The following is a 25085-nucleotide window of genomic DNA, read 5'->3' on the forward strand; positions in this document are numbered from 1 at the left end:
GCAGCACCGGTGATCATGTTTTTAACATAGTCAGCGTGTCCTGGGCAGTCAACGTGTGCGTAGTGGCGCTCTGCAGTTTCATACTCAACGTGTGAAGTGTTGATGGTAATACCGCGTGCTTTTTCTTCGGGAGCTGCGTCAATTTGTGAGTAGTCTTTCGCTTCACCGCCGAACTCTTTTGACAGAACAGTACAAATCGCTGCTGTCAATGTTGTTTTACCGTGATCCACGTGACCGATCGTACCTACGTTTACGTGCGGTTTGGTACGTTCAAACTTACCTTTTGCCATGACCGACTCCTGATGATGGTGCTGGAATTAATAACAAAGTTTACATGGTGCCCAAGGCGGGAATCGGACCCGCGACCTCTCCCTTACCAAGGGAGTGCTCTACCACTGAGCCACTTGGGCGAATTCTGTGCTTACCGATTGAGGTTACCGGCAAGTCTGGAGCGGGTGAAGGGAATCGAACCCTCGTCATCAGCTTGGAAGGCTGTTGCACTACCATTGTGCTACACCCGCGGATCTTTCGCTTGACCCATTATTTGTTATTGTTTAACGGATATCACATAGCCATCACAAAGAACAAATAATTTTTAATTAGGCTCTCTGGTGGTGGAGGTTGGATTCGAACCAACGTAGGCGCAAGCCAACAGATTTACAGTCTGCCCCCTTTAGCCACTCGGGCACTCCACCCAGAGAATGTTTAATTATGCACATATATTTTAGATGCGTCAAGTGCTCTTCAACAAAAAACCAACTAAAAGTGGTTTTTTTGTTGAATTTTAATTTGACACACTCTTTAATGCTCGATGAGTGATGACAATCCCTGTTTTTCCAATAACGAATTCAAATGCTCCCAGCTATGAAAATCAATCATGAGCTGACCTTTGTTTTTTGCACCGACCTTGAGAACAACTTTGGTACCCAAATGATCAGACAATGCCTCTTCAAGCCGAACCAGATCCCGATCAGGAGCGGATTTGACAACACCGGCTGATTTTTTATTTTCACCTTCAATGGTTTGCTTGACCAGTTTTTCTGTTTCACGAACCGATAAACTTCTTGCAATCACCTGGTTTGCCAGCAGAATCTGTGTCGCCGCATCAACCGCCAGCAAAGCCCGGGCATGTCCCATATCAATGTCTCCGGCCAGCAACATGGTTTGCACCGGTTCAGCCAGATTCAGCAGTCGCAATAAATTGCTGGTCAGGGAACGGGAACGCCCAATTGCCTGTGCGGCCTGTTCATGCGTAAAGCTGAATTCATCAATAAGACGCTTCACACCCTGGGCCTCTTCGAGTGGATTAAGGTCTTCGCGCTGGATGTTTTCAATAAGCGCCATGATGGCCGCATTTTCATCGGCAACTTCACGAACCAGGACAGGAACTTCTTTAAGGCCCGCTAGGATTGCGGCCCGATAACGCCGCTCACCCGCAATAATTTCAAATTTGCCTTCTGGATCATCTTTTAAGGGACGAACCAAAATCGGCTGCATGATTCCCTGGGTTTTGATTGAATCGGCCAACTCCGTCAAGGCACCTTCATCCATCCGGGTTCGTGGTTGATATTTGCCGGCCTGCAATTTGCCTATCTGAATGACTGTAGGCTGCTGGACTGATTTGCCCGGCTCCTCATTTCTGATCTCTTCCAGGACATTAATATCATTTCCCAACAATGCAGCAAGGCCACGCCCCAGACCCTTGGTTTTTTTTACCGCTGTCTTGCTGGCTGTTTTACCTGCTGCCTTGGTTGCTGTTTTACTTGCCGTTGGTTTAATTGCCATTTCTATTTCCGTTTTCCTTATCCATCATTTTCACGCGTTTAATGACTTCAGCGCCAAATTGCATATAAGCCTTGGCACCACGTGAAGACTTATCATAAACAATCCCTGGCAAACCATGACTTGGCGCTTCTGCCAGCCTTACATTTCGAGGAACAACTGTTTTGAAAACACGATCACCAAAGTGTGATTCCAGTTGTTCCGAAACCTGTTGCTGCAAAGTCACCCGTGCATCGAACATTACGCGCAACAATCCTATCATCTTCAATTCGGGATTGATGTTTTTATGTACCCGTTTTATGGTATTGACCAGATCCGATAATCCTTCAAGTGCAAAATATTCACATTGCATTGGAATAATTACGCCATTTGCACATGAAAGACCATTTAACGTCAACAGCGACAAGGTGGGTGGACAGTCAATCAGCACATAATCATATTCTTGCTCTACTTTATCAATGGCCTGCTTTAACTGATGTTCACGGTTCTCCATTTGCACCAGATCAATTTCGGCTCCCGATAGTTCACGGTTTCCTGGCAATACATCATAGCCACCACTTTCTGAACGTATCCTGGCCTCATCGATACCCGCTTCTCCAATGAGAACCTGATATATGTTTAAGCTTAAATTATTCTTATCTATACCGCTTCCCATGGTGGCATTACCCTGTGGATCCAAATCTATCAAAAGGACCCTTTTCTTGTGTGATGCCAGACTGGCGGCAAGATTGATTGCCGTGGTTGTTTTACCTACCCCGCCTTTTTGATTGGCGATACAAAAAATCTTAATTGAATTTACAACTTTCCCCATGACCTACCCTTTACGCTGCAGCCAGATTAAACACCGCTTTGCATCCAGTTCCGGAACTTCAAGCGTTTCATGTGACGCCTCTTCCCATTCGGTTCTGGATACCAATTCATTTACTTCATCCTGAATATAATGCCCTTTCATTGCAACCAGATAACCGGATGCATCCACATGCTTGCCAGCCAAAGACGCAAAATCAGCCAAGGATGCAAATGCTCTTGAAATAACCAAGTCCACTTGTGGTTCGGTTCTTTGTTCTATGCGAATATGCTGTGCAGATAGATTGGGTAGTTTCAATACACCCGACATCTGACGCACGAAAGCGGTTTTTTTCTCAACCGCATCTATGCAACAAATGTTCCACGTGGCATTCATTATAGCCAGGACAATGCCAGGCAAACCACCACCCGAACCTACATCCAGTACATTCACTGTTTTTCTGCCTGCCAGTTTTTTTCTTAACGGCATTACCACAGACAGACTGTCAAAAATATGTTGAACAAGCATTTGTTCTTTATTTTTCAATGCCGTCAGATTGTAGGTTTTATTCCAACGCTGCATCTGCTCTATATACATAAGCAATGCTTGCGCCTGTTCCTCACTCATTTCAAGCCCGAGTTGCCTGGCTGCATCAAACAGGCTTTTTTTTGAATCACTCATTACTACGCTTATGCCTTTTTTGAATCGGAATATTGCATTCGTTTTATATGAATCAGCAACAATGCAATGGCTGCCGGTGTGACACCTGAAATCCGCCCTGCCTGGCCAATTGTTTCAGGTCGGCTTTCCCTGAGTTTTTGCCGGACCTCAAAAGACAAATTTCCCACTTCATCATAATTCAAGTCAACGGGAATTTTTTGATCCTCATAAGTGCTTTGACGGCGTACTTCTTCCTGCTGCCTATTTATATAACCGGCATATTTAACCTGGATTTCAATCTGTTCAATTTCCGATTCAGACAGCTCAATATCTGAATGAAGCGTTTCCCCATTGACAGTAATCGCACTGACAAGATCTTTGTAATTAACGTTCGGTCTTTTCAACAAATCGACCAAAGTGTAATCCCGTTCAAGTGACTTACCCAAGAGCGTTTGCGCCTGCTCATCGGTAAACGTTTTAGGATGAACCCTGACGCCACCCAGCCGTTTTATTTCAGCATTCACATTATCTCTTTTTCGGCTAAAGAATTCCCAACGGTCATCTGGTACCACACCCAACTTTCGTCCGATTTCCGTTAACCTGAAATCGGCATTATCTTCACGCAAACTCAAACGGTATTCAGCCCTTGAAGTAAACATTCGATAGGGTTCGGTGACACCTTTGGTAATCAAGTCATCAACAAGAACACCCAAATAAGCTTCATCACGTCGTGGCGTCCAGGGAGCTTCACCTTTCACCTGCAAGGCAGCATTCAGGCCTGCCAGCAAACCTTGCGCTGCGGCTTCTTCATATCCGGTAGTTCCATTAATTTGCCCGGCAAAAAACAAACCATTAATGCTTTTTGTTTCCAGGTTGCTTTTTAATCCACGTGGATCAAAATAATCATACTCAATGGCATAACCAGGGCGAAGAATATGGGCATTTTCAAGACCTGGCAAAGAATGTACCAATTCAAGTTGTACATCATAAGGCAAACTGGTTGAGATTCCATTCGGATAGATTTCATTGGTTGTCAAACCTTCAGGCTCCAGAAACACCTGGTGTGAATTCTTGTCCGCAAAACGATGTACCTTGTCTTCAATTGAAGGACAATAGCGTGGTCCAATACCATCAATCACTCCCGTATACATGGGAGATCTGTCCAGCCCACCCCTGATAATTTCATGGGTTCTCTCATTAGTATAAGTAATCCAGCAAGGCAACTGCCGGGGGTGCATTTGCGCATTCCCCATATATGAAAAAACAGGTATTGGATCCAGATCTCCAGGCTGCTCAATCAAATTGGAAAAATCAATTGTTCTGGCATCTATACGTGGAGGCGTTCCGGTTTTAAGTCGTCCCTGAGGAAGCTTCAACTCTTTTAATCTATGGGCAAGACTGATGGCCGGAGGATCACCGGCACGACCTGCAGAATAATTCTTCAACCCAACATGAACAAGCCCATTCAAAAATGTGCCCGTTGTTAACACCACAGCACGTGATCTGAATTTAAGACCAATTTGCGTTACCGCGCCAACTACCCGATCACCCTCAACAATCAGATCATCAACAGCCTGTTGGAACAACCAGAGGTTCTCCTGATTTTCAAGCCGGGTACGTATGGCTTGTCGATACAGCACCCTGTCTGCCTGCACCCTTGTTGCACGTACGGCAGGTCCTTTTGAGCTGTTTAATATTCTGAATTGAATTCCAGCCTCATCTGCTGCCAGTGCCATTGCACCACCAAGCGCATCAATTTCTTTTACCAGGTGCCCCTTACCAATCCCTCCAATTGAAGGATTGCAAGACATTTGACCTAAGGTTTCAATATTATGTGTCAGTAATAATGTTTTGGCACCAGTGCGGGCAGAAGCTAAAGCAGCCTCTGTTCCAGCATGACCACCACCCACTACTATCACATCAAACTCGTTTGGGTAATCCATTTTATTTCTAATAAAAAAATAGCAATAGTTGATTATAAATCCAGAACAAATGTTCCACGTGGAACATTTGCAAAAATTTCAGTTATTTTGGTTTTTATCTGTTGGAAAGCGAAAAATCTTTAGGCAAGATTGTTTTGAGGCTGTTCCACGTGGAACAAAATAAAGCTCTGTGGATAACTTTGTTAATAATATAATGAAAAAGCATGTACAAGTCTGTATGAAATGTTAATAACATTCTCTACAATAAGGCATAATAAGGATTATAGCCTTGTTGATAAAATTTATATAGCTTCAAATTGTTATACAAAAACTGTGAATAAAATGATTAAATTAAAATTACCTGACGTTGGAACAACCATTTTTACTATCATGAGCCAGTTGGCCAATGAGCATAATGCAATTAATCTGGGACAAGGATTTCCGGATTTCAATCCTGATGAAAAATTGGTTTCATTGGTGAATGAGGCAATGATAAATGGACATAACCAGTATCCACATATGCCTGGCATACCAGCGTTACGAATTGCCATTGCAGATAAAATAAATCAACTTTATTCACATAACTACAATCCCGATACAGAAATAACCGTAACCAATGGAGCCACTGAGGCTTTGATGTCTTCGATACTGAGCATTGTTCATGCTGGTGATGAAGTGATTGTGATCGAACCATGTTACGACTCTTATGTGCCATGCATAAAATTAGCCGGTGGCATCCCGGTATTTGTTTCCCTGACTCCTCCTTCCCAGGATAATCCTGCTTACTCGATTGATTGGCAAAAAGTGAAGGATGCCATTACTGAAAAAACCCGGTTAATTATTCTGAATTTTCCTCACAACCCAACCGGGCTTACATTGAAATCTTCTGATCTGGATGCTATTGAGGATTTAATCAAAGATAAAGAAATATTTTTGATCGGAGATGAGGTTTATGAACATATTGTATTTGGTCATAGACCATTTTTAAGTTTATCTACTCGAGAATTTTTAGCCAGCCGTTCATTTGTGATCTCATCTTTTGGCAAAACTTACCATACCACTGGTTGGAAAGTAGGATATTGCAGCGCACCTAAAGCCTTGACTGCAGAATTCAGGAAAAATCATCAGTTCGTGGTTTTTACTGTCAGCTCACCCATGCAGCATGCTTTTGCCGAATTTATGAAAGATCCCGGCACGTATTTAAATTTGTCCGATTTTTATCAGAAAAAACATGATTACCTTTATAACGGGTTATTAAATACCCGTTTCAAACCGATCAAGAGTGAAGGTACTTTTTTCATGCTGGCTGATTATAGTGAGATCTCATTGATCAATGAATTGGATTTTGCTACAGAATTGACAAAAAAACATGGTGTTACGCTGATTCCGGTTTCTGCATTTTATAAAGATTCTTCAGCTTTGACTTCTAACAATAATTTGGTTCGATTTTGTTTTGCAAAGAAAAATGAAACTTTGGAAAAAGCGTTGCAAGTGCTAAGTACTATTTAGTTATTATTTTTCTTTATATATAACTGATTAAGAACTAGATGCTCTGTGGATAAGTATTGAAACCCTGTTTTTTTCATTGAAAACAGGGTTTTATGCTGTTTTTTACTTGTTGAGTTCAGCTATTTTTAGCATTGGATAAAGTTGAACAAGATTTAGCGTCAAAATTTGAGATCTTGTTCTTCACTTTTCATACAAAAGTTATTCACATTTCATGCTCATAGTAGTTATCCACAGCTGTTTTTTTGCAAAAACAGGATAAAACCCTGTTTTTTTATGATTTCTGAAGGGTTGTAAAACGATTCCAAGCCGTTTTTTATTGTCTTAGGAATGAATGCATTTAATCGATTTATCGATGTCGTTTGGCTTAAGATGTTGAAATTACCTTTTGGGATTTATGTTAAAGTAATTATCAAATTGCTTCGGTTTTCAGTGAATTAACTACTTTTATGGATAATTGGAATGGTTTACGATACAAATAATATCTTCGCTAAAATTTTACGGGGTGAGGCACCTTCATTTAAAGTGTATGAAGATGATAAAACTTATGTCATGATGGATATCATGCCGCAAACAGTTGGACATACATTGGTTTTAACCAAAGAACCCGCTGCGAATTTGTTCGATTTGTCGTATGAGGCTGCCCAAGCCTGTGTTTCTACAGCAAAAAAAATTGCGCCTGCGATTATGAAAGCAACCAACGCCGATGGAATTGTTCTTAGCCAGTTTAATGGTGCCGCAGCAGGACAAACTGTCGACCATGTTCATTTTCATTTGGTGCCACGCTATGAAGGACAGAATATTCATGCTCATGCACATGTAAAAGGGGATATGGAAGAAATAAAAGCGTTGGCAGAAAAAATTGTTGCAGCCATTAATGAGTTGAATTAATACTTATACAGGCTGGTTTTACATGACTGAAAAACCGAACCCGGTATTGTACCGGGTTCGGTTTTTTTTATTATGGATTCAAATTTATTACCATAGAAACCTGTAATACAACGAAAATTGGGACAGATATCAAGGGTCAATTCTGAGTCAGAATGGGTTAATACATGCCTGACCCGGCTGATTTTTTCAGTCGGTAAAACCACAAGGCGGAAAGAATTGAGGCAGCGCCAATAACAATAAAACCTGACTTGATATCCTGGATTGAAGGCGTAGGGGAACCATTCAGGCGCATGCTTAAGTCAATGCTGAGGGTCGCTATCCCCATACCCATACTGATGCCAACTTGTTGTGCAGTTGCTGAAAAACTGCTGGCCTGACTCATTTTTTCAGGTTTGATATTGGCAAAACTCAAGGTATTGACAGATGTAAATTCGAGAGAACGAAAAAAACCGCCAAAGAGCAGGGTCATTGTCATGAGCCAGACGGGGGTTTCAAGGGTAAACAAGGCGCACGCCATAATAAATAAGCCGGTAATAACGGCATTGACGGTTAGCACGCGGCGAAACCCAAATTTTTTCAGGATGGGAATGGCAACAAACTTCATGGCAAGCGCTCCCAGTGCACCGGCAAAAGTAATAAGGCCTGCCGATAAGGGCGAGTAATTAAAGCCAATCTGTAGCAATAAGGCCAGTAAAAATGGTGTTGAACCAATGGCAAAGCGGCATAAATTGCCCGCAATAATGGAAATGGCAAAGCTTTGTATTTTTAAAAGGGACAAATCAATAATGGGATTGGCAACCCGTTTTGCATGAAACCAGTACAGGATCCCACTGACAAAAGAAATGGCCAAAAGAAAATAGGCATTGATAAATCCCTGGTTTTTGGCCAGGGATTCAAAACCATATACACAAGAAGCCATGGCAATGCCACTTAAGATGAAACCGGGCCAGTCCAGACGAGGCGGATTTTCTGTCCTGTATTCCTGAATATATTTAAGTACCATAAAAATACCCAGCATACCCATGGGAATGTTGATCAGGAAAATCCAGTGCCAGGAAGTGACGGTCACAATAAATCCACCCAGCGGTGGACCAAGCATGGGTCCTAATAAGGCAGGAATGGATAAAAAGGCCGTTGCCTTGAGTAATTGCTCACGGGGAACGGTTTTTAACATGATAATGCGTCCTACGGGCACCATCATGGCACCAGCAATGCCTTGCATAAACCTGAAAAAGATAAAAGTCTCAAATGTTGGCGCCATTGAGCAGCCCAGTGAGGTCAGGCAAAATAACAGGATGGCGAGCAAGAATATCCGTTTTGCCCCAAAGTGGTCTGCGGCCCAACCACAAACGGGAACAAAAATGGCAACCGCTATAAGATATGCGGTTATGGCAATATTCATGCGAACTGCCGTGGTGTTGAACGTATCGGCCATCATGGGTAAGGCCATTGCCACGACAGACGAGTCGAGCATTTGCATGAAAAGGGCGCATCCGACGATAAAAGGAATCAGCCTAATGGCAGTGGCGTGTTGTGTTTTGTCCGGTTTCACGTGATGATTCGATTCAGTTGACATGGTAACGTTGGTGTATGAAGTTCTTAACCACCTCAGTTTAAAGGAGATCTCAGTCAGTACGGTGCGTGATGTAAGCGTTGGACTTCAGTTTTTTTTCAAATAAATGATAGAGCGGACTTGTTAAGAGCAATACAAATACCATGCGTGACACGTGAAACGCAGTGACGATCGGTGCGCCAAGTGATAGTACTTTAGCCGTAATCGCCATTTCTGCAATGCCGCCAGGACTATTGCTGAGTACCAGGGTCGGAAAGGGGATATCTGAAACCAGAAATAACAGGTAGCTGAATCCAAATGCCAGTACTATGTTAAGCGTATTGCTGATGGCGACTACGGATAAATAGCGAGGGGCCTTTTTGAAAAAATCAGGGCCGAATTTATCTCCCAGAGACCAGCCAATAAACAATTGGCCAATTTTTGAGAGTTCACTTGGCAGATAGGTGAGGATGGTATCGTTGCCGGTTAATAGAACGCTAACCAGTAAAGGACCCAGGACCCAGGCGTTGGGCAGTGACAGTTTCTTGAAAACCCAACCGGCGATGCTGGTCAGGACGATGAGCTTGATAAAGCCGCTGGTATTAAAAAAATACAGGGTTTCCGTTCCTGGAAAATTACCGGAAATATTCAGGAATTTGAAGGCAAAGGGAACGGAAACCACGACCATGATCATTCGAAGGCTGTGTGCCGAAGCAACCAGATCTGTTCTGGCATGGTTTTTTTCCGCCAGATTGGCCATTTCACTGGCCCCGCCAATCGCACTGGCAAACCAGGCAGTTTTAAAATCCACATCACCCCATTTTCTTAAAATAAGAGATCCATTGATTCCCAATAAAAGGGCAAATATCACTCCGATAAGAATAAAAGGAGAGTAGCCGCCGATGATATCCAAAACTTCGGGTGTGAAATACAAACCCAGGGAGGTGCCAATTACCCATTGACCAATATTCCGGAAAGCCGTGTGGGAAGTGCTGTTGACGCCGGCTGTTTTAGTGATGGCTGTTAATAACAGTGAACCAATCAGCCATGGCAGGGGTATGCTTAACCATACCGCTACCAAAGCGCCAGACAGCGCGACAAGGAATCCGGTTAAATATTTTACAAACATGTCATATCAATTGGCAGGGACATGGATTTCATTTTTCTTGGAAAATTTCCTGAACAATGGCGGTACCACGCCAACCAGAACGGCGGCAATCCACAAGCCGATGGAAATCGGGCTTTCAAACAAGATGGAAATCTCACCATTGGTAATAGAGAGGGCACGACGCAGGTTTTGTTCCATCATATCACCCAATACCACACCCAGGACAAGCGGTGCCATAGGTACATTCATTTTCCGCAGGAAATAACCAATCACGCCAATTCCAACCACCAGCATCAGGTCAAATGTCGTGGCATTAATGGCATATACACCGATAAAACTGATGGATAAAATACCAGGAACCAGTAACCAGGAGGGGATGGATAACATGGCTGCAAATACCCGTACCATGGGAATGTTCATTAAAAGCAGCATGACGTTGGCAATGAACAGGGAGGCGATCAGCCCCCATACCAGCTGGGGTTGGGTATCAAACAGGACCGGTCCGGGTGTAATATTGTAAAGGGTCAGTGCACCCATCATGACCGCGGTTGTACCGGAACCGGGTACACCCAATGCCAGCATGGGAATAAATGAACCGGTTGCTGCGCTATTGTTGGCGGATTCGGGGGCTGCAAGGCCACGCATGTCTCCTTTGCCGAATTTGGCATCGGGATCTTTGCTTTCAATCAGTTTTTTTTCATTGGCATAGGCAACGGCAGAGGCGACACTGGCACCGGCGCCCGGCAAAATTCCAATGAAGAATCCTAAAAATCCGGCACGAACCGTACTCCACCAGGTAAGTGCCATTTCTTTTAAATTGAATAGCTTGCGTTCGCTTTTGGGAACATCAATGGATACACCGCTAAGCAGGTTTTCAAGCATTTGCAGCATTTCAGAAACTGCAAAAAGACCAATCACCACCACCACGAAATCAATACCATCGGCCAGATTGGGCAAATCAAAGGTATAACGGTAGACGCCAGAGTTGGCATCCACGCCGACCGTGGCAATCGACAGGCCAATCATGGCTGCCAGAATTCCTTTGACCGGTTGCTCACCCAATAGGCTGGTAAGTGCACAAAAGGCAAATACCATCAAAACAAAATATTCGGCAGGACCGAAAGCAATGGCCCATTTGGCCAGTAACGGTGCCAACAGCAATATGCCAAAAATGGCAATGGTGGAACCAATGAATGAAGACCAGGCAGACAGCGACAGAGCCACGCTGGCCAAGCCCTGGCGTGCCAGCGGATAGCCATCAAGCGTGGTCATCACGGCTGCGGCTTCGCCTGGTACGTTAATCAGGATAGAGGTAATCCGTCCACCATATTCGGCACCGACATATACGGCCGCCAGCAGGATCAGGGCTGTCTCTGGTGGCAATTGCATGGCAAAGGCAATGGGTATTAGCATGGCCACGCCATTAATGGGCCCCAATCCGGGCAAGACGCCAACAATGGTGCCAATAAATGAGCCAAGGGCGGCCACAAGCAGGTTGATACCTGAAAAGGCGACTCCAAACCCGATTGATAAATGTTCCATTAATCCACTCATAGGAGATCTCCGAGAATGCCGGTAGGCAGTACAACATCAAGGCCTTTGTCAAAAAGAAAAAAGAACAGAAGACCCATAACAACACCGCCAATAATGCATTTGATCCAGGTGCCATTGAACAGCCTGCCGACAAAAATGGTCATCAGTGCCGTAGATAGCACAAAGCCGATCCATTGAAATAAAAATGCATAGGCGGCAACATAGATGACCATGGACATAATCCGGAAATTGGCGCCTTCCGGATTCGCTTCAACCGTATTGCCACCTTTGTAAGCAAGCCGAACACCGCAAATGGCGATGATGAGTGCAAGCATAAGCGGAAATGCTTTGGGCCCAACGGGCTCATAGGTAAACGGTGCTTCAAGATCGTAGCCAAACCAGGTAAGAAATGCGGCAAAGAATAGGGCGGCAATACCCAATACCCTGTCATTGAGTGCCATAAGAGGTACCTTTTAATAAACGTTGAAGTTCCCCTGCCAGACAGGGGAACTGACGGTTTTTTTATTGAATTATTTTTTGATCAGGCCAAAAGAATCGGCCAGTTCGGTATAAAACTGAACGCGCTCTTTTACATAGCTATCCAGTTCAGCACCGGTTTTGTCAAATGGAAACAAACCTTGCTGCTCTTGCATTTGGGCAAACTCTGGAGTTTTCATCAGTTTGTTAAACGCGTCAACCCACCAGTTGTATTCGCCATCTGATACTTTGGGACCCATGTAAAAACCGCGAATGATGGGCCAATTGATATCAAAACCCTGTTCTGCAGCGGTAGGAATATCCGACATTTTTCCAGGCAAACGTTTATCATTGAAAACAGCCAGAATCCGGATGGGGGCACCGCCATCAAGCATGGTACGGGCTTCTGCGGCATCTCCCATATAAGCCTGGATATGCCCGCCTCGCAGGGCAGTTACCGCTTCACCGCCACCTTCAAAGGCAACGAAACGCATTTTTTTGTAATCAACACCGGCCGCTTTGGCAGTCAGGGCCGCTTTCATCCAATCCTGGCTACCCACAGAACCGCCTGCACCCAGGACAATTTTGGCGGGATCCGCCTTGAAAGCTTCCATCAAGGATTTGAGATCGGTATAAGGGGAGTCATTACGGACAATGGCAACGCCATAATCGCTGCCAACCGCTGCCAGCCATTTCACGTCATTAACGTTGTATTTGCCAAACTTGCCCTGAGCCAGATTGAGCAATGAACCGCCTGAAAAGGCAACAATGGCATTGCCATCAGCAGGTCGTTGAGCCACGATATTGTTATACGCCACGGCTCCAATGCCGCCTGGCATGTAAACGGTTCGCATGGGTGCTTCAAGGATTTTGGTTTGGGCAAAACCATTCTGGGCCAGTCGACAGGTCAGGTCAAAACCGCCACCGGGTTGTGCCGGTGCAATACACTCGGGTTTTTTGGGCTGTTCTTGTGCCTGGGCATTGCCAAGGCAAGCAAGGCCCAGTAAGCTTGCGGTCAGGAACGATAAGGTTTTTTTATAAAGTATCATTACAGTCTCCATTAATAGTTAAGGACTTAACGATACAAAACTGAAGCTTTCGATTAGCTTTCAATTTGATGAAAATCAGCTTTTATCAGGGTAATCCTTAGGGATTTTATGGAATACCAGCCGAACAATAAGGCCTGTTTGATTGGTTTTGGAAACAATTTCAAGCCTGGCCCGGTTGATTTCGGCAATTGTGCTCACAATGGCCAGTCCTAATCCCGATCCGTATTTTTCCTTGCCCGATGTGCCCCTGCGAAAGCGTTTGCCTGCCAGGGCAATATCTTCCGGACTCATGCCGGGGCCGTTATCTTCAACCTGTAAAATAATATGCTCTTTTTCCTCCAGGACAGAAACGGTAATCTGGGCGCGGACAGGACAATATTTAATGGCATTGTTAATAAGATTGCTTAAGGCCTCCTTAAGCAGCCATTCAATGCCATTAATCATGACGGGATGTTCGGGCAGTTCCTGTCCATAATCCATTCTTTTCTTGCGTGCCGTCGGTAATAAGTTGCTTACCACTTCGGCAGCCAGCTGGCAAATATCAATTGTTTCACGTGAAACATTGGCCGTCAGTTTATCTGCGGCATCACGAACCTTTGCCAATGCCAGTAATTGATTGGTGAGCTGAATCGTATTACCCAGTCTTTGCTGTATGGCGCTTAACACTTCTTCCATTTCGGTGGTTATAGCCAGTTTCTTTGCATAATCCACCTGCATGGTCAATACGGAAAGTGGTGTGCGCAATTGGTGGGAGGCGTCATCAAGAAACTGTTGCTGGGTAATATTCCGCTTGATGTAACGCGCCAGGTGAAGATTAATGGCCTGGACCAAAGGTTTGATTTCTTTGGGCAACTCTTTTTCATCAATGGGCAGCAAATTGTCAACGGAGCGATTCTTGATTTCTTTGCTGAGTGCTTTTAAGGGACGAAGCGCAATGATAATGCCGCCGGAAAGCAAAAGAATAAAAATGGCAAGTACTACAAAGTCTTTACGGATCGATTGCCAGATGAGCTGGTTGATGAAGGCTTCCCGGCTGGACATGCTTTCGGCAACCTGGATGATGATACGGCTATCAGGGTCATAAAGCAGGCCTTTTTTAGGGTGAATGGCAATGGCGGCAATCCGCATGGGCTGGTCAAGATAATTCCGGTTGTAAAAAACGGCTTTACCGGTTTCCAGCGGGGTCGTTGGCAAGGGCAGGTCAACATAGCCGATTTCTGTCAGCTTGTCTTCGGTGGCGACTCTGAAATAGGCGGTACTGCGCGTGGTCAGTTCAAAGAACTCAAGCATGTAAAAGGGTTGTTCCATGGCCAGGCCACCATCTTCGGTCTTGATGTTGACTTCAATGGAACGGATGGCACCGGCCAGGGAGCGGTCGAATGCCGTGTTGACTTGTCCCCTTAACTCAAGGTTTGAGGCCCAGAGCGAAATCAGCATGGTGATGACCAATGCCGGTATCAATAGCCAGAGCAATGTTGATTTCAGGCTTTTAAATTTCATCATCGGGAATGGGTTCAAGGCAATAGCCAATACCCCGCAAAGTGGTGATTTGTACCGTGGAAGGTTGAAGTTTTTTGCGTAACCGGTGAATGATGACTTCAATGGATTCTATGCCGATTTCCTCATCATTATCATGAGCCAATAAGCGTTCAAGTATGAATTTCTTGTTAACGGGCTCTTCACTTTTCCGGATAAGGATGGCCAGGACTTCACTTTCACGGGGGGTAACCTGCAGCATTTGCTGCTTAACCAGGAATTGGTGTTTTCCCACATCGTAGCTCAGGTCACCACAGCTTAAGCGTGGTTTGTCCCTGCCACGGCTTCTGCGTATAAGGGCATTAAGCCTGGCAACCAGTTCTTCAATCATGAAAGGTTTTGGCAGGAAGTCATCCGCTCCTGATTCCAGGGTCTCCACACGATCGGCAAGGGAATCCCGGGCGGTCAGTATAAGGATGGGCGTACGGTCATCTTCGGCTCGCAGCCGGCTTAGAAGGGTATTGCCATCCATGCCAGGGATGCCCAAGTCAAGGATAATGGCATCAAACTCTTCTACCTGCAATCGCTTGTAGGCGACCAAACCGTCATTGGACCATTCAATGGTGAAGCCGGCCTGGTTGCGCAGGCTACGCATTAACCATTGGGCCAGATCGGGTTCGTCTTCGATTAATAAAATACGCATTGGGCAAATGGTGTGTTAATGAAGAAGGATTACTTCCGCTATATTATGCCCTAAAAGGTTCTTGTGTATCGTACCCCTTATAATTCAGGTATCTGGTTATTCGGCATAAAAAAATGATGACTTCAAATAATGTACCCATTGTTGCCATTGCAACAGCACCCGGCCGGGGCGGTATTGGTGTTGTCAGGGTTTCAGCCCCTGATTTAAGCGTGTTTATACGGCAATTTTTCAATCGGGAATTGCAGGTTCGCCACGCCCATTACCTGCCTTTCCCGGATGCAGGCGGACAGGCGATTGATGAAGGGATTGCCCTGTTTTTCAAGGCACCGCATTCTTATACCGGTGAAGATGTGCTTGAATTGCAAGGGCATGGCGGCCCGGCCGTGCTTAAACGGATCATGCAGCGTTGCCTTGAGGTTGGTCGGGAAATTGGTATTGACCTGCGTCATGCCGAGCCCGGTGAATTTACCCAACGGGCATTTTTGAATAACCGTCTTGATCTGGCCCAGGCCGAAGCCGTGGCCGACTTGATTGATGCCTCTTCAGAGGCGGCTGCACGCAGCGCGATGGCTTCTTTAAGCGGTTCTTTTTCCAACCTGGTTAATGCCTTGGCCGACCGGGTGGTGCATTTGCGCATGCTGGTAGAGGCCACACTGGATTTTCCGGAAGAGGAAATTGAATTCCTTGAAAAATACCAGGCCAGGGAAGAACTGCAAAGCATCCAGGATGATTTGTACCATTTGATCAGGCAGGCCAAACAAGGCATGATTTTGCGTGAAGGCATGCACGTGGTACTGGCGGGCCAGCCCAATGTGGGCAAGTCCAGTTTGCTGAATGCGCTGGCAGGCGATGAAGTGGCGATTGTGACCCCGATTGCCGGTACCACACGTGACAAGGTCAGTCAGCAGATTCACATTCAGGGCGTACCCATTCATATTGTTGACACGGCGGGCTTGCGGGAAACCGACGATACGGTTGAAAGCATTGGTATAGCACGGACCTGGGCCGAGATTGAAAAGGCCAACGTCATTGTGCATTTGCAGGATGCCCGTTCACCCAATGATGAGCTGGATATTGAGATTACCCGTCGTTTGCCTGCCCGTACCCCGGTATTGAAAGTGTTCAACAAGATGGATTTATTGGATGAGGCCGCCCTGAAGCGCATGCGGGAACAGGTTGAACAGACAAGCGAAGAGAACGGGCATGAAGCCCTGGCCATCCTGGTTTCCGCCAAACAGGAAATGGGCCTGGATACCTTGCGTCATAAACTGCTGGACATTGCCGGCTGGAACCCCAGTGCCGAATCTCCCTGGCTGGCCCGTGAACGGCATTTGCACGCCCTGAACAGTGCCAATGAGCATTTGCAGATGGCCCAGGAGCATGCCAGCCATGATGACCGGGTGCTGGACCTGTTTGCCGAGGAACTCAGGCTGGCGCATGATGAGTTGTGCAAGATTACCGGGCAATTCAGCAGTGATGATTTGCTGGGGGAGATCTTTTCTTCTTTCTGCATAGGGAAGTGATCTGCTTTAGTCTTCTTGAACGGCTTGAAATGTGTTGTGAAATTGGAAGAAATCAAGCTTGGTGTTCCTGATATTTTCAAGATGTCAGATATTGTCACAAAGTTTTCATTTTAGCCTTTTAGAGTGTTGCTAATTCTAATTTCACACAAAGGCCATTGTTTTGAATTTCAATAATAATTTCAGGCTACTAACATTAGTGGCCGCCTTGCAGGTCTCATTTATTTCAAGTTCTTACGCAGCCAGTTTTACAGTGGCCAGCGGTACAACAGAGACAAACAAACAAACTTTATCCAATCTTGACCTTGGTACTGTCGAGGCAGGTGGCACATTGACTACGTCAGGATCCAATGATGCGGTAGAAGTCGGTAATGGAGTATCAACCCTTGTTAATGACGGTATTATCAGCCAGACAGGGACGGGTAATGCCATTGATACGGCATCGGCCACCCCTGTTTTCATACTGGAAAACAGGGGGCTTATTGGTGCCGTGGGTGGGTCAACGATTAAGCTTGATGTTAACGGCTCCTATATCTTGAGTAATAGCGGGGTCATTACCCAAACGGGTACTTCGGGCTTTGGTATTGATGTTGAGGATAAAACGCCCAATGTCATTATCAATAACGCAGTAGGCGGACTGATTGACGCTTATGGCAGCGGGAAATCAGCGGCTATCCGATTTGACCGGAAAGCGGGCAGCTTCACGTTGGACAACCAGGGTACGATCTGGCAAAGAAATGAAGGCGGCGGCACCAGTGACACGACCAGCCGTGCCGTGATCGCAGATAAAGACTACAGCAGCACGAGCAATACGGTTATTAACGGTTCTGAAACCAATAAATTGGCAGTAATCCGTGCCGATTCCAACGACGCCATTCGCCTGGGTACGAACGTGACGCTAACGAATTACGGTAGCATTTACTCTACCGGCATGGTCAATACCAGTAGTGCAGGCGATTCCGATCAGTATTTACATGGCATTTCCACGGCGGATTTCAGCGCATCTGATGGCGTAGCCATTCAGGATGAGCGCAGCAATGTAGCGATTCTTAATTATGGAAACATAACCGGCCCTCGCCATGGAATTGACGGAGGAGCTCCGGTTGCCGTTTCATCCCATTTGACGGATTTGGCCAGCGCCAGTTTGTCGGGCAGTCATGAGCAACTGATGACCGCTCCTTTGCTTTCAATAACAGCAACGGGTCCAAACGGTGTGGTTTTTGATAAACACCTTGATGGAGTCACCACCTCAGACGTTACCATCGCCAATCCCGTCATGATCAACTACGCGAGCGGTACGATTACCGGTAAGAATGGTTCAGGTATCGGTTTGGATGGTTACGGCGTTGTTATTAACCATGGAGACATTAGCGGCAACTATGCCGGTGAAGGGAATGTTTATTCGCATGAGGTTAACAGTCCAACCGTGACGATTAACGGGCAAACCATCACTACAAATACGAATAGCAATGGTGATGGTGATGGCGTGGATATTGACGGTGTTGCTTATATTTATAACGCCGGTAGCATTCGTGGTACGGGTGCAGGTGGATATGACTCGGGTGGCCGTCCAAATGGTGCGGATGGTATTGCGGCGGGTGGCGGTGTCATTATCAACAAGAAGGGAGCGGAAATTTATGGTCAATCAACGGGTATCTTGCTTGATGACGGCGCGAACGGCACCATAACCAATAATCCGGTAACTGCGCGTGATACAGGCTCAACAACAGGTGCAACGGCCCGTATTTATAACGAAGGCAGCATTATTGGCGAACGTAAAACAGCGATTGGTTTGGTGGGTGATTACGCCGACTTGTTGGTTAATTATGCAACTGGTGTCATCGAAGGGGGGCCTGATGCAATGCGTGTGGATGAATTAGGCAGCACAACCCCTGCTGCTGCCGTACAAATGGGTGGCGGAAACGATATTTTAATTAACTATGGGTTCATTACCGGTCACAATGGTAAAGCCATTGATTTGGGTGCAGGTGATGACCTTCTGCGGCTGTTTGGCGGTAAAGTCAACGGTACCATTGACGGAGGTACAGGTAACAATACCTTGGAAACGGCAGGTACACAGTTTTTTGCCCGTGGCGATCTGCAGAATATCCAGAATATCAACATTACCGGCGGTAACACCACGTTTGGTGGAAATCTGGATGTAGAGGGTAACTTAAGCGTGAACGGAACGCTTAAGACATCTGGTGAGCAAGCCGATCGCATTATTAATGTTGGTGGTAACTATACACAAACTGCCAATGGGGTGCTAGAAGTGGGTGTAGCGGGTAAAGACCGTTCAGACCGGATCAATGTCCTGGGTATCGCAACGCTGGCAGATGGTGCAACCATTCAACCCGTCTCACGGGGCTACATTGCAAATGGTGCCAGTTACCGTATTGTTTCCAGCCTGGGTTTGGAGGCGAATCCGGAAAATCTGGCCATCTGGAATTCTTCTTCATTAATGTCATATAGCCTTAACCGTTCAGGCAATGATTTGGTGTTGAATGCGATCCGGCCAATCGCGGTCACTAATGCGCTGTCTGGCAACCAGAATACAACGCTTTCAGCTTTAGATCAATTGGCTCTACAAGGAAGCCAGACAGCCGAACCACTGCTACAGGCTGTTTCTGATTTAAACACGACAGACCAATTATCGGATGCCTTGCGTCAACTTGCGCCTCAAACCAATGGGGCTGCCGCTAAAGTAACGCAATTAGCCACAAATTCAGTCATGTCCTCATTTTTTGATCGTATGGATGCGGTTAGAGGTAATGACTTGTCAACAGCCCCTCGTGGTTTGACAACAGGAGGTAATGACAGTTATCGCTTGTGGGCCATGGGTTTAGGCGCTTGGGGAAAGCAAAAAGAGCATGACCGGCAAGATGGATTTAAATTAAATAGTGGTGGTTTGGCTGCAGGTCTTGAATTTGATCAATCCGCTAATGCAATCTTGGGTGTTTCACTGTCTGCCAATAAAGCCAAGGCCAAAGGAATCTCAAGTGCCACTGGCGATGAAGTGAAACTGGATAACTATAATCTGGGTACTTACTATAGTTACAATACTGACGCCTGGACCTTTGATGCTGCCTTGGCGGTGGGTTATAACGATTATAAAAGCGAGCGGCGAGTACGGTTTAACGGATTCGACAGCACTGTGAATGGTGATTATTCTGGCTGGAATGTTAGTGGACGCTTTGAGTTGGGACTGCCATTCCAGCTTGCGCCGGGCTGGAACGGGCGCTGGCTGGCAAGTGTACGTGCCAGCCGCCTCAGGACTGACAGCTATACTGAAGATGGTAACAGTGCAATTGCCCAACATATCGATAAATTGACGACGACTTCTGTTCAATCGGTATTGGGTGCGGAACTTAATCATCAGTTTGAGGATCAAGGCAGCTTGCGGTTCCGTGCCCGTTACTTGCATGAGTTCCGTGATTTGCCCGATGTGAACGCCCGTTTTGTATCGGGTGGAAACACGTTTAACCTGTCGGGTGATGACCTTTCACGCAACAGCTTTGAGTTAGGGCTTGCCTACCGCGCTTTGGTACGTGAAGGGATGTCTGTAATGGTAGGTTATGATGCCGAGTTAAGTAAACGGACGACGGTGCATAAAATCACTGCCCGTGCAGTCTGGGAGTTTTAAGGCTAACGGTCCATCAATAATGCATGCGTCCATAGGCACTTGGCTTGTGGATGCATGCCTATGATTGCATCAATCTTTAATATAGCCCAATGAAGTACTCAGCTGCCGTGCTTCTTCCTGCACCTGACGGCATATTTTCCCGTTCACGCTGGCATCAAACCCGCCCGTAGCGCCCAGGGCCGTGATAACGGCACATAACTGGCCGGCATAATTATAAACCGGGGCCGCCACTGCACTAATACCCCTTAAATTGGTGTCTTTCACAATCGCGCAGTTGCGTTTTTGTACTTCCTCACGCAGTTGATTGATAAAAATTTCGGGGTCATTGATTTTTTCAGTATTTAATGAAGTGGTCGTTTTACTTATCTCTTCCTGTGCCAGTTGCCGAACCAGCCTGTCATTTTGCAGGCCCAGAAACACCCGGCCGGTTGCCGAGGTTAACAAAGGCAGGACAGAACCCACCCGCACGTTAACGGTAACCGGCAGACTGGGTTCTTCAAAGCGCACAATAACCGGCCCTTTATTACCCATTACGGCAATAAAACTGGTGACTTCCAGTGTTTCCCGCAGACGGATCAGGGCCGGTTCGGCCAGGCGAATAGGGTCTGACTGGCGCATGGCCGAAAGACCGATGAACATGGCTTCAAGGCCAAGACGATATTGCTGGGTTTCGGGATCCTGAATCACCAGTTCCTCTTCGATCAGACTGGCCAGGTAACGGTGCACCTTGGCCGGGTTCTCATTCAGATAGGTGGACAGTGCGGTCAGGCTGGCACTGCCACCTATTCTGGCTAATCCTTTCAAGACGGCAAATCCCGTTTCTGCCGCCTGTACCCGCTGCCTGCGGTCAGGGATGTGTGGTTTTTCGGTTGTTTTCATGGTCAGATTCTGGTCATTATTGATGAGCGAGGCCTATAGGCTATAAGGCATTTTACAAAAAAAGTCCTTGATACAGGTTATCCCGAATACAAAAATTACGCAATGCGTATATGATTTACGCAGGAAGGATATTGAACACTAAGGAGACTTTTCATGAATTTCTTAAAAAAGGCCTGTCTGGCCGGACTTTTATCTGTCACGACATTGGGATTAACGGCAGCCAATGCCAGTGCATCCAATTACCCCGAGAAGCAGGTTCGCTGGCTGGTGCCTTATCCGGCCGGTGGTGGTTCGGATTTTTTGGCACGTACCATTGCCCAGCCTTTAGCTGAAAAAACAGGTCAAACCGTATTGGTTGATAACAAGCCGGGGGGCAATACGTCTATTGCAGCCGTGGAAACCGCTCGCTCAACGCCCGATGGCTATACCGTTCTGTCAGCGGATAACGGCACGATGGTTTTTAATTCTGCACTTTATAAAAACTTAAGCTATGACCCGGTCAAAGATCTGGAGCCCGTTACCCTAATGGGCAAGTTTCCCATGATCCTGATCGTTTCTCCAAATTCCGGCATTAACTCGGTTGAGGAATTCGTTCAGAAAACCAGGGAAAATCCCGGTAAATTGAATTACGGCTCAGCCGGTGCTGGCAGTCCGCATCATTTGGCCATGGAACTGCTCAAAGAAGAAGCGGATATTGATATTGTGCATGTTCCTTATCGGGGTGCCGCGCCTTCCCTGTCAGATGTGGCCGGCGGTCAGGTACAGGCAATGATGGTGGATTTGGCCGCAGGTGCCGGCTTTATCAAAAGTGGCAAGGTCAAGGCACTGGCTGTGGCAAATGGATCACGGCTTGCCCAATTGCCAGAAGTTCCCACTTTTGCAGAAGCGGGATACAAGGGAGTAGAAGCGGCAGCCTTGGTGGGTATGGTGGCAACAGCAGGAACACCAAAAGATACTATTGCAAGCTTAAATAAAAAAGTGGTTGAAGTTATCAACGAGCCCGTTGTGAATAAAAAGATGATTGATTTCGGGATTGAGCCTGTGGGCAATACACCGGAAGAATATGAAGAACTGTTGAACAATGAACGGGAACGTTGGCATAAGTTGATCAGTGATCTGAAAATCACACTGGATTAATCTGCTTTCATAATTGGTATAAATTTAAAATTTATACCAATTATTCAATATTGAAATAATTAAAGAGGCAAATGAAATGAATCAATTAGCTACTACCGGTATTTCCCGCTGTCCGATTGACCACGGTGCATTCGGTCATGCACAAAGTAATGGCAAGCCCGCATCGGCAAATGGATGTCCGGTTAGTGGCCGGGCAGCGGAATTTGACCCATTCAGTAATGATTATCTGCAAAATCCACCTGAATACGTACGTTGGGCACGCGAAGAAGAACCCGTTTTCTATAGCCCCAAACTGGGTTACTGGATTGTGACCCGTTATGAAGATGTGAAAGCCGTTTTCCGTGACAATAAAACTTTCAGCCCCTCTATTGCCCTGGAAAAAATCACGCCAAACAGCGATGAGGCCAATGCCATTTTGGCTTCTTACGATTATGGCATGGGCCGTACGCTGGTTAACGAGGACGAGCCTGCGCATATGGCGCGCAGACGCCTGCTGATTGAGCCATTCACGCCTGAAGCATTAAAACACCATGAGCCGCTAGTCAGGAAACTGGCCCGGGAATACGTAGACCGTTTCATCAATGATGGCAGGGCCGATCTGGTTAACCAGATGCTTTGGGAAGTGCCATTAACCGTTGCCCTGCATTTTCTGGGCGTTCCGGAAGAGGATATGGATATGCTGCGCAAATATTCCATTGCGCACACGGTCAATACGTGGGGACGGCCAAGTCCTGAGGAACAATTGAAAGTGGCACATGCAGTGGGTAATTTCTGGCAACTGGCGGGTAAAATTCTTGAAAAAATGCGTCAGGATCCTGACGGGCCGGGCTGGATGCGTTATGGCATTCGTTTGCAGAAAGACCATCCTGATGTCATAACCGATTCTTACCTGCATTCCATGATGATGGCCGGTATTGTGGCTGCGCATGAAACCACGGCCAATGGTACGGCCAATGCCTTGAAAGTATTGCTGGAGCACCCCGATGCCTGGCAGGAAATTTGTGAAGATCCATCGCTCATTCCCAATGCGGTGGAAGAGTGCTTGCGTTATAACGGTTCTATTGCCGCCTGGCGTCGATTGGTTACCTGTGATACCAGAATAGGTGATGTGGATATCCCTGCCGGCTCAAAATTATTGATGGTTTCTTCATCGGCCAATCATGATGAACGCAAGTTTGAAGATGCGGGTCATTTTGATATCAGACGTGAGAATGCCAGTGAACAGTTAACCTTTGGTTATGGATCACATCAATGCATGGGTAAAAACCTGGCTCGCATGGAGTTGCAGATTTTCCTTGAAGAGTTCACACGTCGTTTGCCACATATGAAACTGGCGGAACAAACTTTTCATTATCTGCCAAATACATCATTCCGCGGTCCCGAGCATTTATGGGTGGAGTGGGATCCGGCCCAAAACCCGGAAAGAAAAAATCCCGGGATATTGGATTTGCAGGTCCCCTTGCGTTTGGGTGAGCCTTCCGCCAGTGCGATCAGCCGTCCGGTAGTTGTACAGGAAGTACAGTGGGTAGCCGAAGATATTTTAAAATTGAAATTAATTTCACCGGATGGAAAACCGTTACCACGCTGGACGCCCGGAGCACATATTGATATTGAATGTGGCGATACCGGTATTTCCAGGCAATATTCATTATGCAGTGATCCGGCAGATACCAGTTGCCTGGAAATCGCCATCCTGAAAGATCCGGAAAGCCGTGGCGGTTCGGCATGGTTACATGAAAATATCAGACAGGGTGACCGTGTCAGGATTCGTGGTCCACGCAACCATTTCCGCATGGATCCCAGTGCCGAAAGAGTCATCTTTATTGCCGGTGGCATTGGTATTACTCCCATCAGTGCGATGGCCCGGGAGGCCAAGCAGCGCGGCATCGATTATGAAATCCATTACAGTGGCCGCTCAAGGTCATCCATGTCTTTTCTGAATGAGCTTGAGGCCCTGCACGGTAACCGCTTGCATGTTTATGCCAAAGATGAAGGAAATCGTAATGATTTTGCCAGGTTGCTGGCTACACCGGATGCAAAAACGCAAATCTATGCCTGTGGTCCTGAAAGAATGCTGGAAGGCCTGGCACAATGTTGTGAAAACTGGCCTGAAGACGCCTTGCATGTTGAACACTTCCATTCTGTGCTGGGTGAACTGGATCCTTCCAAAGAACAGGCTTTTGAGGTTGAATTGAAAGACTCGGGTATTAGCTTGACGGTGGCTGCCGATCAGACGCTCCTGCAGGCTTTGCAAGGTGCCAACATAGACGTGCAGAGCGATTGTGGCGAGGGTTTATGCGGTTCTTGTGAGGTTCGTGTTTTACAGGGAGACATTGACCATCGGGATGTTGTATTGACCCGTTCCGAGAAGGAAGAAAGCAGAAAAATGATGGCTTGCTGTTCACGTTCAGCAAAAGGAGAAAAACTGGTTCTTGAACTTTGAGGCTAGTTTAACAACAA

Annotated in this window: 19 protein-coding genes and 3 tRNA genes; 6 read left to right on the forward strand and 16 right to left on the reverse strand. The window is 46.4% G+C overall.

Annotated elements, in window-relative coordinates; genetic code table 11:
* From HCX92_RS00005 to mnmG, 8 genes are all read right to left on the reverse strand, one after another.
* On the reverse strand, positions 1-290 hold a 290-nt coding region (locus HCX92_RS00005), incomplete at its 3' end, for a GTP-binding protein (RefSeq protein ID WP_248289956.1).
* A 45-nt stretch (positions 291-335) separates the two neighbouring features.
* Positions 336-410: transfer RNA gene (locus HCX92_RS00010), tRNA-Thr, on the reverse strand.
* 37 nt (positions 411-447) lie between these two features.
* Positions 448-521: transfer RNA gene (locus HCX92_RS00015), tRNA-Gly, on the reverse strand.
* A gap of 88 nt (positions 522-609) precedes the next feature.
* Positions 610-695: transfer RNA gene (locus HCX92_RS00020), tRNA-Tyr, on the reverse strand.
* Between the two features lie 106 nt (positions 696-801).
* Positions 802-1785: a ParB/RepB/Spo0J family partition protein gene (locus HCX92_RS00025; protein WP_169292875.1), complete on the reverse strand. Its 984-nt coding sequence runs from the start codon at positions 1783-1785 to the stop codon at positions 802-804.
* Positions 1775-2593 carry a ParA family protein gene (locus tag HCX92_RS00030; protein ID WP_169292876.1) on the reverse strand — a complete coding sequence of 273 codons (819 nt, stop codon included), beginning with the start codon at positions 2591-2593 and terminating at the stop codon, positions 1775-1777. The genes HCX92_RS00025 and HCX92_RS00030 overlap by 11 nt, the downstream gene beginning before the upstream one ends.
* A gap of 3 nt (positions 2594-2596) precedes the next feature.
* Positions 2597-3250: a 16S rRNA (guanine(527)-N(7))-methyltransferase RsmG gene (gene rsmG, locus HCX92_RS00035; protein WP_169292877.1), complete on the reverse strand. Its 654-nt coding sequence runs from the start codon at positions 3248-3250 to the stop codon at positions 2597-2599.
* Between the two features lie 8 nt (positions 3251-3258).
* Positions 3259-5172, reverse strand: coding sequence for a tRNA uridine-5-carboxymethylaminomethyl(34) synthesis enzyme MnmG (gene mnmG / locus HCX92_RS00040; RefSeq protein WP_169292878.1), 1914 nt, complete (start codon positions 5170-5172; stop codon positions 3259-3261).
* Between the two features lie 321 nt (positions 5173-5493).
* On the opposite strand from mnmG, the gene HCX92_RS00045 reads away from it, so the two are divergent.
* Positions 5494-6660, forward strand: a complete 1167-nt coding sequence (locus HCX92_RS00045; protein WP_169292879.1) for a methionine aminotransferase — start codon at positions 5494-5496, stop codon at positions 6658-6660.
* 459 nt (positions 6661-7119) lie between these two features.
* Positions 7120-7548 (forward strand): HIT family protein, encoded by a 429-nt coding sequence (locus HCX92_RS00050; protein ID WP_169292880.1) that lies wholly within the window; start codon positions 7120-7122, stop codon positions 7546-7548.
* A 157-nt stretch (positions 7549-7705) separates the two neighbouring features.
* Here HCX92_RS00050 and HCX92_RS00055 read toward each other — a convergent pair whose 3' ends face one another.
* The 7 genes from HCX92_RS00055 to HCX92_RS00085 all read right to left on the reverse strand — a co-directional run bounded on the left by HCX92_RS00055 (position 7706) and on the right by HCX92_RS00085 (position 15446).
* Complete coding sequence (locus HCX92_RS00055; RefSeq protein ID WP_169292881.1) at positions 7706-9124, reverse strand: DHA2 family efflux MFS transporter permease subunit; 1419 nt, start codon at positions 9122-9124, stop codon at positions 7706-7708.
* Positions 9125-9173: 49 nt separating this feature from the next.
* Entirely contained in the window at positions 9174-10229 is a 1056-nt protein-coding gene (locus HCX92_RS00060; protein WP_169292882.1) for an AbrB family transcriptional regulator, read from the reverse strand.
* A gap of 6 nt (positions 10230-10235) precedes the next feature.
* On the reverse strand, positions 10236-11762 hold the full coding sequence (locus tag HCX92_RS00065) for a tripartite tricarboxylate transporter permease (RefSeq protein WP_169292883.1): 1527 nt from the start codon (positions 11760-11762) through the stop codon (positions 10236-10238).
* Positions 11759-12202 (reverse strand): tripartite tricarboxylate transporter TctB family protein, encoded by a 444-nt coding sequence (locus HCX92_RS00070; protein ID WP_169292884.1) that lies wholly within the window; start codon positions 12200-12202, stop codon positions 11759-11761. The genes HCX92_RS00065 and HCX92_RS00070 overlap by 4 nt, the downstream gene beginning before the upstream one ends.
* 69 nt (positions 12203-12271) lie before the next feature.
* A complete protein-coding gene (locus tag HCX92_RS00075; protein WP_371808370.1) occupies positions 12272-13279 on the reverse strand; it encodes a Bug family tripartite tricarboxylate transporter substrate binding protein in 1008 nt (335 codons plus the stop codon).
* Positions 13280-13342: 63 nt separating this feature from the next.
* Positions 13343-14770 (reverse strand): sensor histidine kinase, encoded by a 1428-nt coding sequence (locus tag HCX92_RS00080; RefSeq protein WP_248289957.1) that lies wholly within the window; start codon positions 14768-14770, stop codon positions 13343-13345.
* Positions 14757-15446, reverse strand: coding sequence for a response regulator (locus HCX92_RS00085; protein WP_169292886.1), 690 nt, complete (start codon positions 15444-15446; stop codon positions 14757-14759). Before HCX92_RS00085 ends, HCX92_RS00080 begins: the two co-directional genes overlap by 14 nt.
* A 113-nt stretch (positions 15447-15559) precedes the next feature.
* On the opposite strand from HCX92_RS00085, the gene mnmE reads away from it, so the two are divergent.
* Positions 15560-16969: a tRNA uridine-5-carboxymethylaminomethyl(34) synthesis GTPase MnmE gene (mnmE, locus tag HCX92_RS00090; RefSeq protein ID WP_169292887.1), complete on the forward strand. Its 1410-nt coding sequence runs from the start codon at positions 15560-15562 to the stop codon at positions 16967-16969.
* A 160-nt stretch (positions 16970-17129) separates the two neighbouring features.
* Positions 17130-20609 (forward strand): autotransporter outer membrane beta-barrel domain-containing protein, encoded by a 3480-nt coding sequence (locus HCX92_RS00095; RefSeq protein WP_169292888.1) that lies wholly within the window; start codon positions 17130-17132, stop codon positions 20607-20609.
* A 69-nt stretch (positions 20610-20678) separates the two neighbouring features.
* Here HCX92_RS00095 and HCX92_RS00100 read toward each other — a convergent pair whose 3' ends face one another.
* Positions 20679-21488, reverse strand: a complete 810-nt coding sequence (locus HCX92_RS00100) for an IclR family transcriptional regulator (protein ID WP_169292889.1) — start codon at positions 21486-21488, stop codon at positions 20679-20681.
* Positions 21489-21641: 153 nt separating this feature from the next.
* Between HCX92_RS00100 and HCX92_RS00105 the strand changes: the two genes are divergently transcribed.
* A complete protein-coding gene (locus HCX92_RS00105) occupies positions 21642-22625 on the forward strand; it encodes a tripartite tricarboxylate transporter substrate binding protein (protein WP_169292890.1) in 984 nt (327 codons plus the stop codon).
* 76 nt (positions 22626-22701) lie between these two features.
* Positions 22702-25068: a cytochrome P450/oxidoreductase gene (locus HCX92_RS00110; RefSeq protein ID WP_169292891.1), complete on the forward strand. Its 2367-nt coding sequence runs from the start codon at positions 22702-22704 to the stop codon at positions 25066-25068.
* The last annotated feature ends 17 nt before the right edge of the window (positions 25069-25085 follow it).

Origin of the sequence: Advenella sp. EE-W14 (genome assembly GCF_012923605.1) — a bacterium.
GTDB lineage: Bacteria > Pseudomonadota > Gammaproteobacteria > Burkholderiales > Burkholderiaceae_B > Advenella > Advenella alkanexedens.

Excerpts from the sequence above, each read along its gene's own strand:
- HCX92_RS00025 (WP_169292875.1), bottom strand. The coding sequence starts at position 1,785 with ATGGCAATTAAACCAACGGCAAGTAAAACAGCAACCAAGGCAGCAGGT.
- HCX92_RS00030 (WP_169292876.1), bottom strand. The coding sequence starts at position 2,593 with ATGGGGAAAGTTGTAAATTCAATTAAGATTTTTTGTATCGCCAATCAA.
- rsmG (WP_169292877.1), bottom strand. The coding sequence starts at position 3,250 with ATGAGTGATTCAAAAAAAAGCCTGTTTGATGCAGCCAGGCAACTCGGG.
- mnmG (WP_169292878.1), bottom strand. The coding sequence starts at position 5,172 with ATGGATTACCCAAACGAGTTTGATGTGATAGTAGTGGGTGGTGGTCAT.
- HCX92_RS00045 (WP_169292879.1), top strand. The coding sequence starts at position 5,494 with ATGATTAAATTAAAATTACCTGACGTTGGAACAACCATTTTTACTATC.
- HCX92_RS00050 (WP_169292880.1), top strand. The coding sequence starts at position 7,120 with ATGGTTTACGATACAAATAATATCTTCGCTAAAATTTTACGGGGTGAG.
- HCX92_RS00055 (WP_169292881.1), bottom strand. The coding sequence starts at position 9,124 with ATGTCAACTGAATCGAATCATCACGTGAAACCGGACAAAACACAACAC.
- HCX92_RS00060 (WP_169292882.1), bottom strand. The coding sequence starts at position 10,229 with ATGTTTGTAAAATATTTAACCGGATTCCTTGTCGCGCTGTCTGGCGCT.
- HCX92_RS00065 (WP_169292883.1), bottom strand. The coding sequence starts at position 11,762 with ATGAGTGGATTAATGGAACATTTATCAATCGGGTTTGGAGTCGCCTTT.
- HCX92_RS00070 (WP_169292884.1), bottom strand. The coding sequence starts at position 12,202 with ATGGCACTCAATGACAGGGTATTGGGTATTGCCGCCCTATTCTTTGCC.
- HCX92_RS00075 (WP_371808370.1), bottom strand. The coding sequence starts at position 13,279 with ATGGAGACTGTAATGATACTTTATAAAAAAACCTTATCGTTCCTGACC.
- HCX92_RS00080 (WP_248289957.1), bottom strand. The coding sequence starts at position 14,770 with ATGATGAAATTTAAAAGCCTGAAATCAACATTGCTCTGGCTATTGATA.
- HCX92_RS00085 (WP_169292886.1), bottom strand. The coding sequence starts at position 15,446 with ATGCGTATTTTATTAATCGAAGACGAACCCGATCTGGCCCAATGGTTA.
- mnmE (WP_169292887.1), top strand. The coding sequence starts at position 15,560 with ATGATGACTTCAAATAATGTACCCATTGTTGCCATTGCAACAGCACCC.
- HCX92_RS00100 (WP_169292889.1), bottom strand. The coding sequence starts at position 21,488 with ATGAAAACAACCGAAAAACCACACATCCCTGACCGCAGGCAGCGGGTA.
- HCX92_RS00105 (WP_169292890.1), top strand. The coding sequence starts at position 21,642 with ATGAATTTCTTAAAAAAGGCCTGTCTGGCCGGACTTTTATCTGTCACG.
- HCX92_RS00110 (WP_169292891.1), top strand. The coding sequence starts at position 22,702 with ATGAATCAATTAGCTACTACCGGTATTTCCCGCTGTCCGATTGACCAC.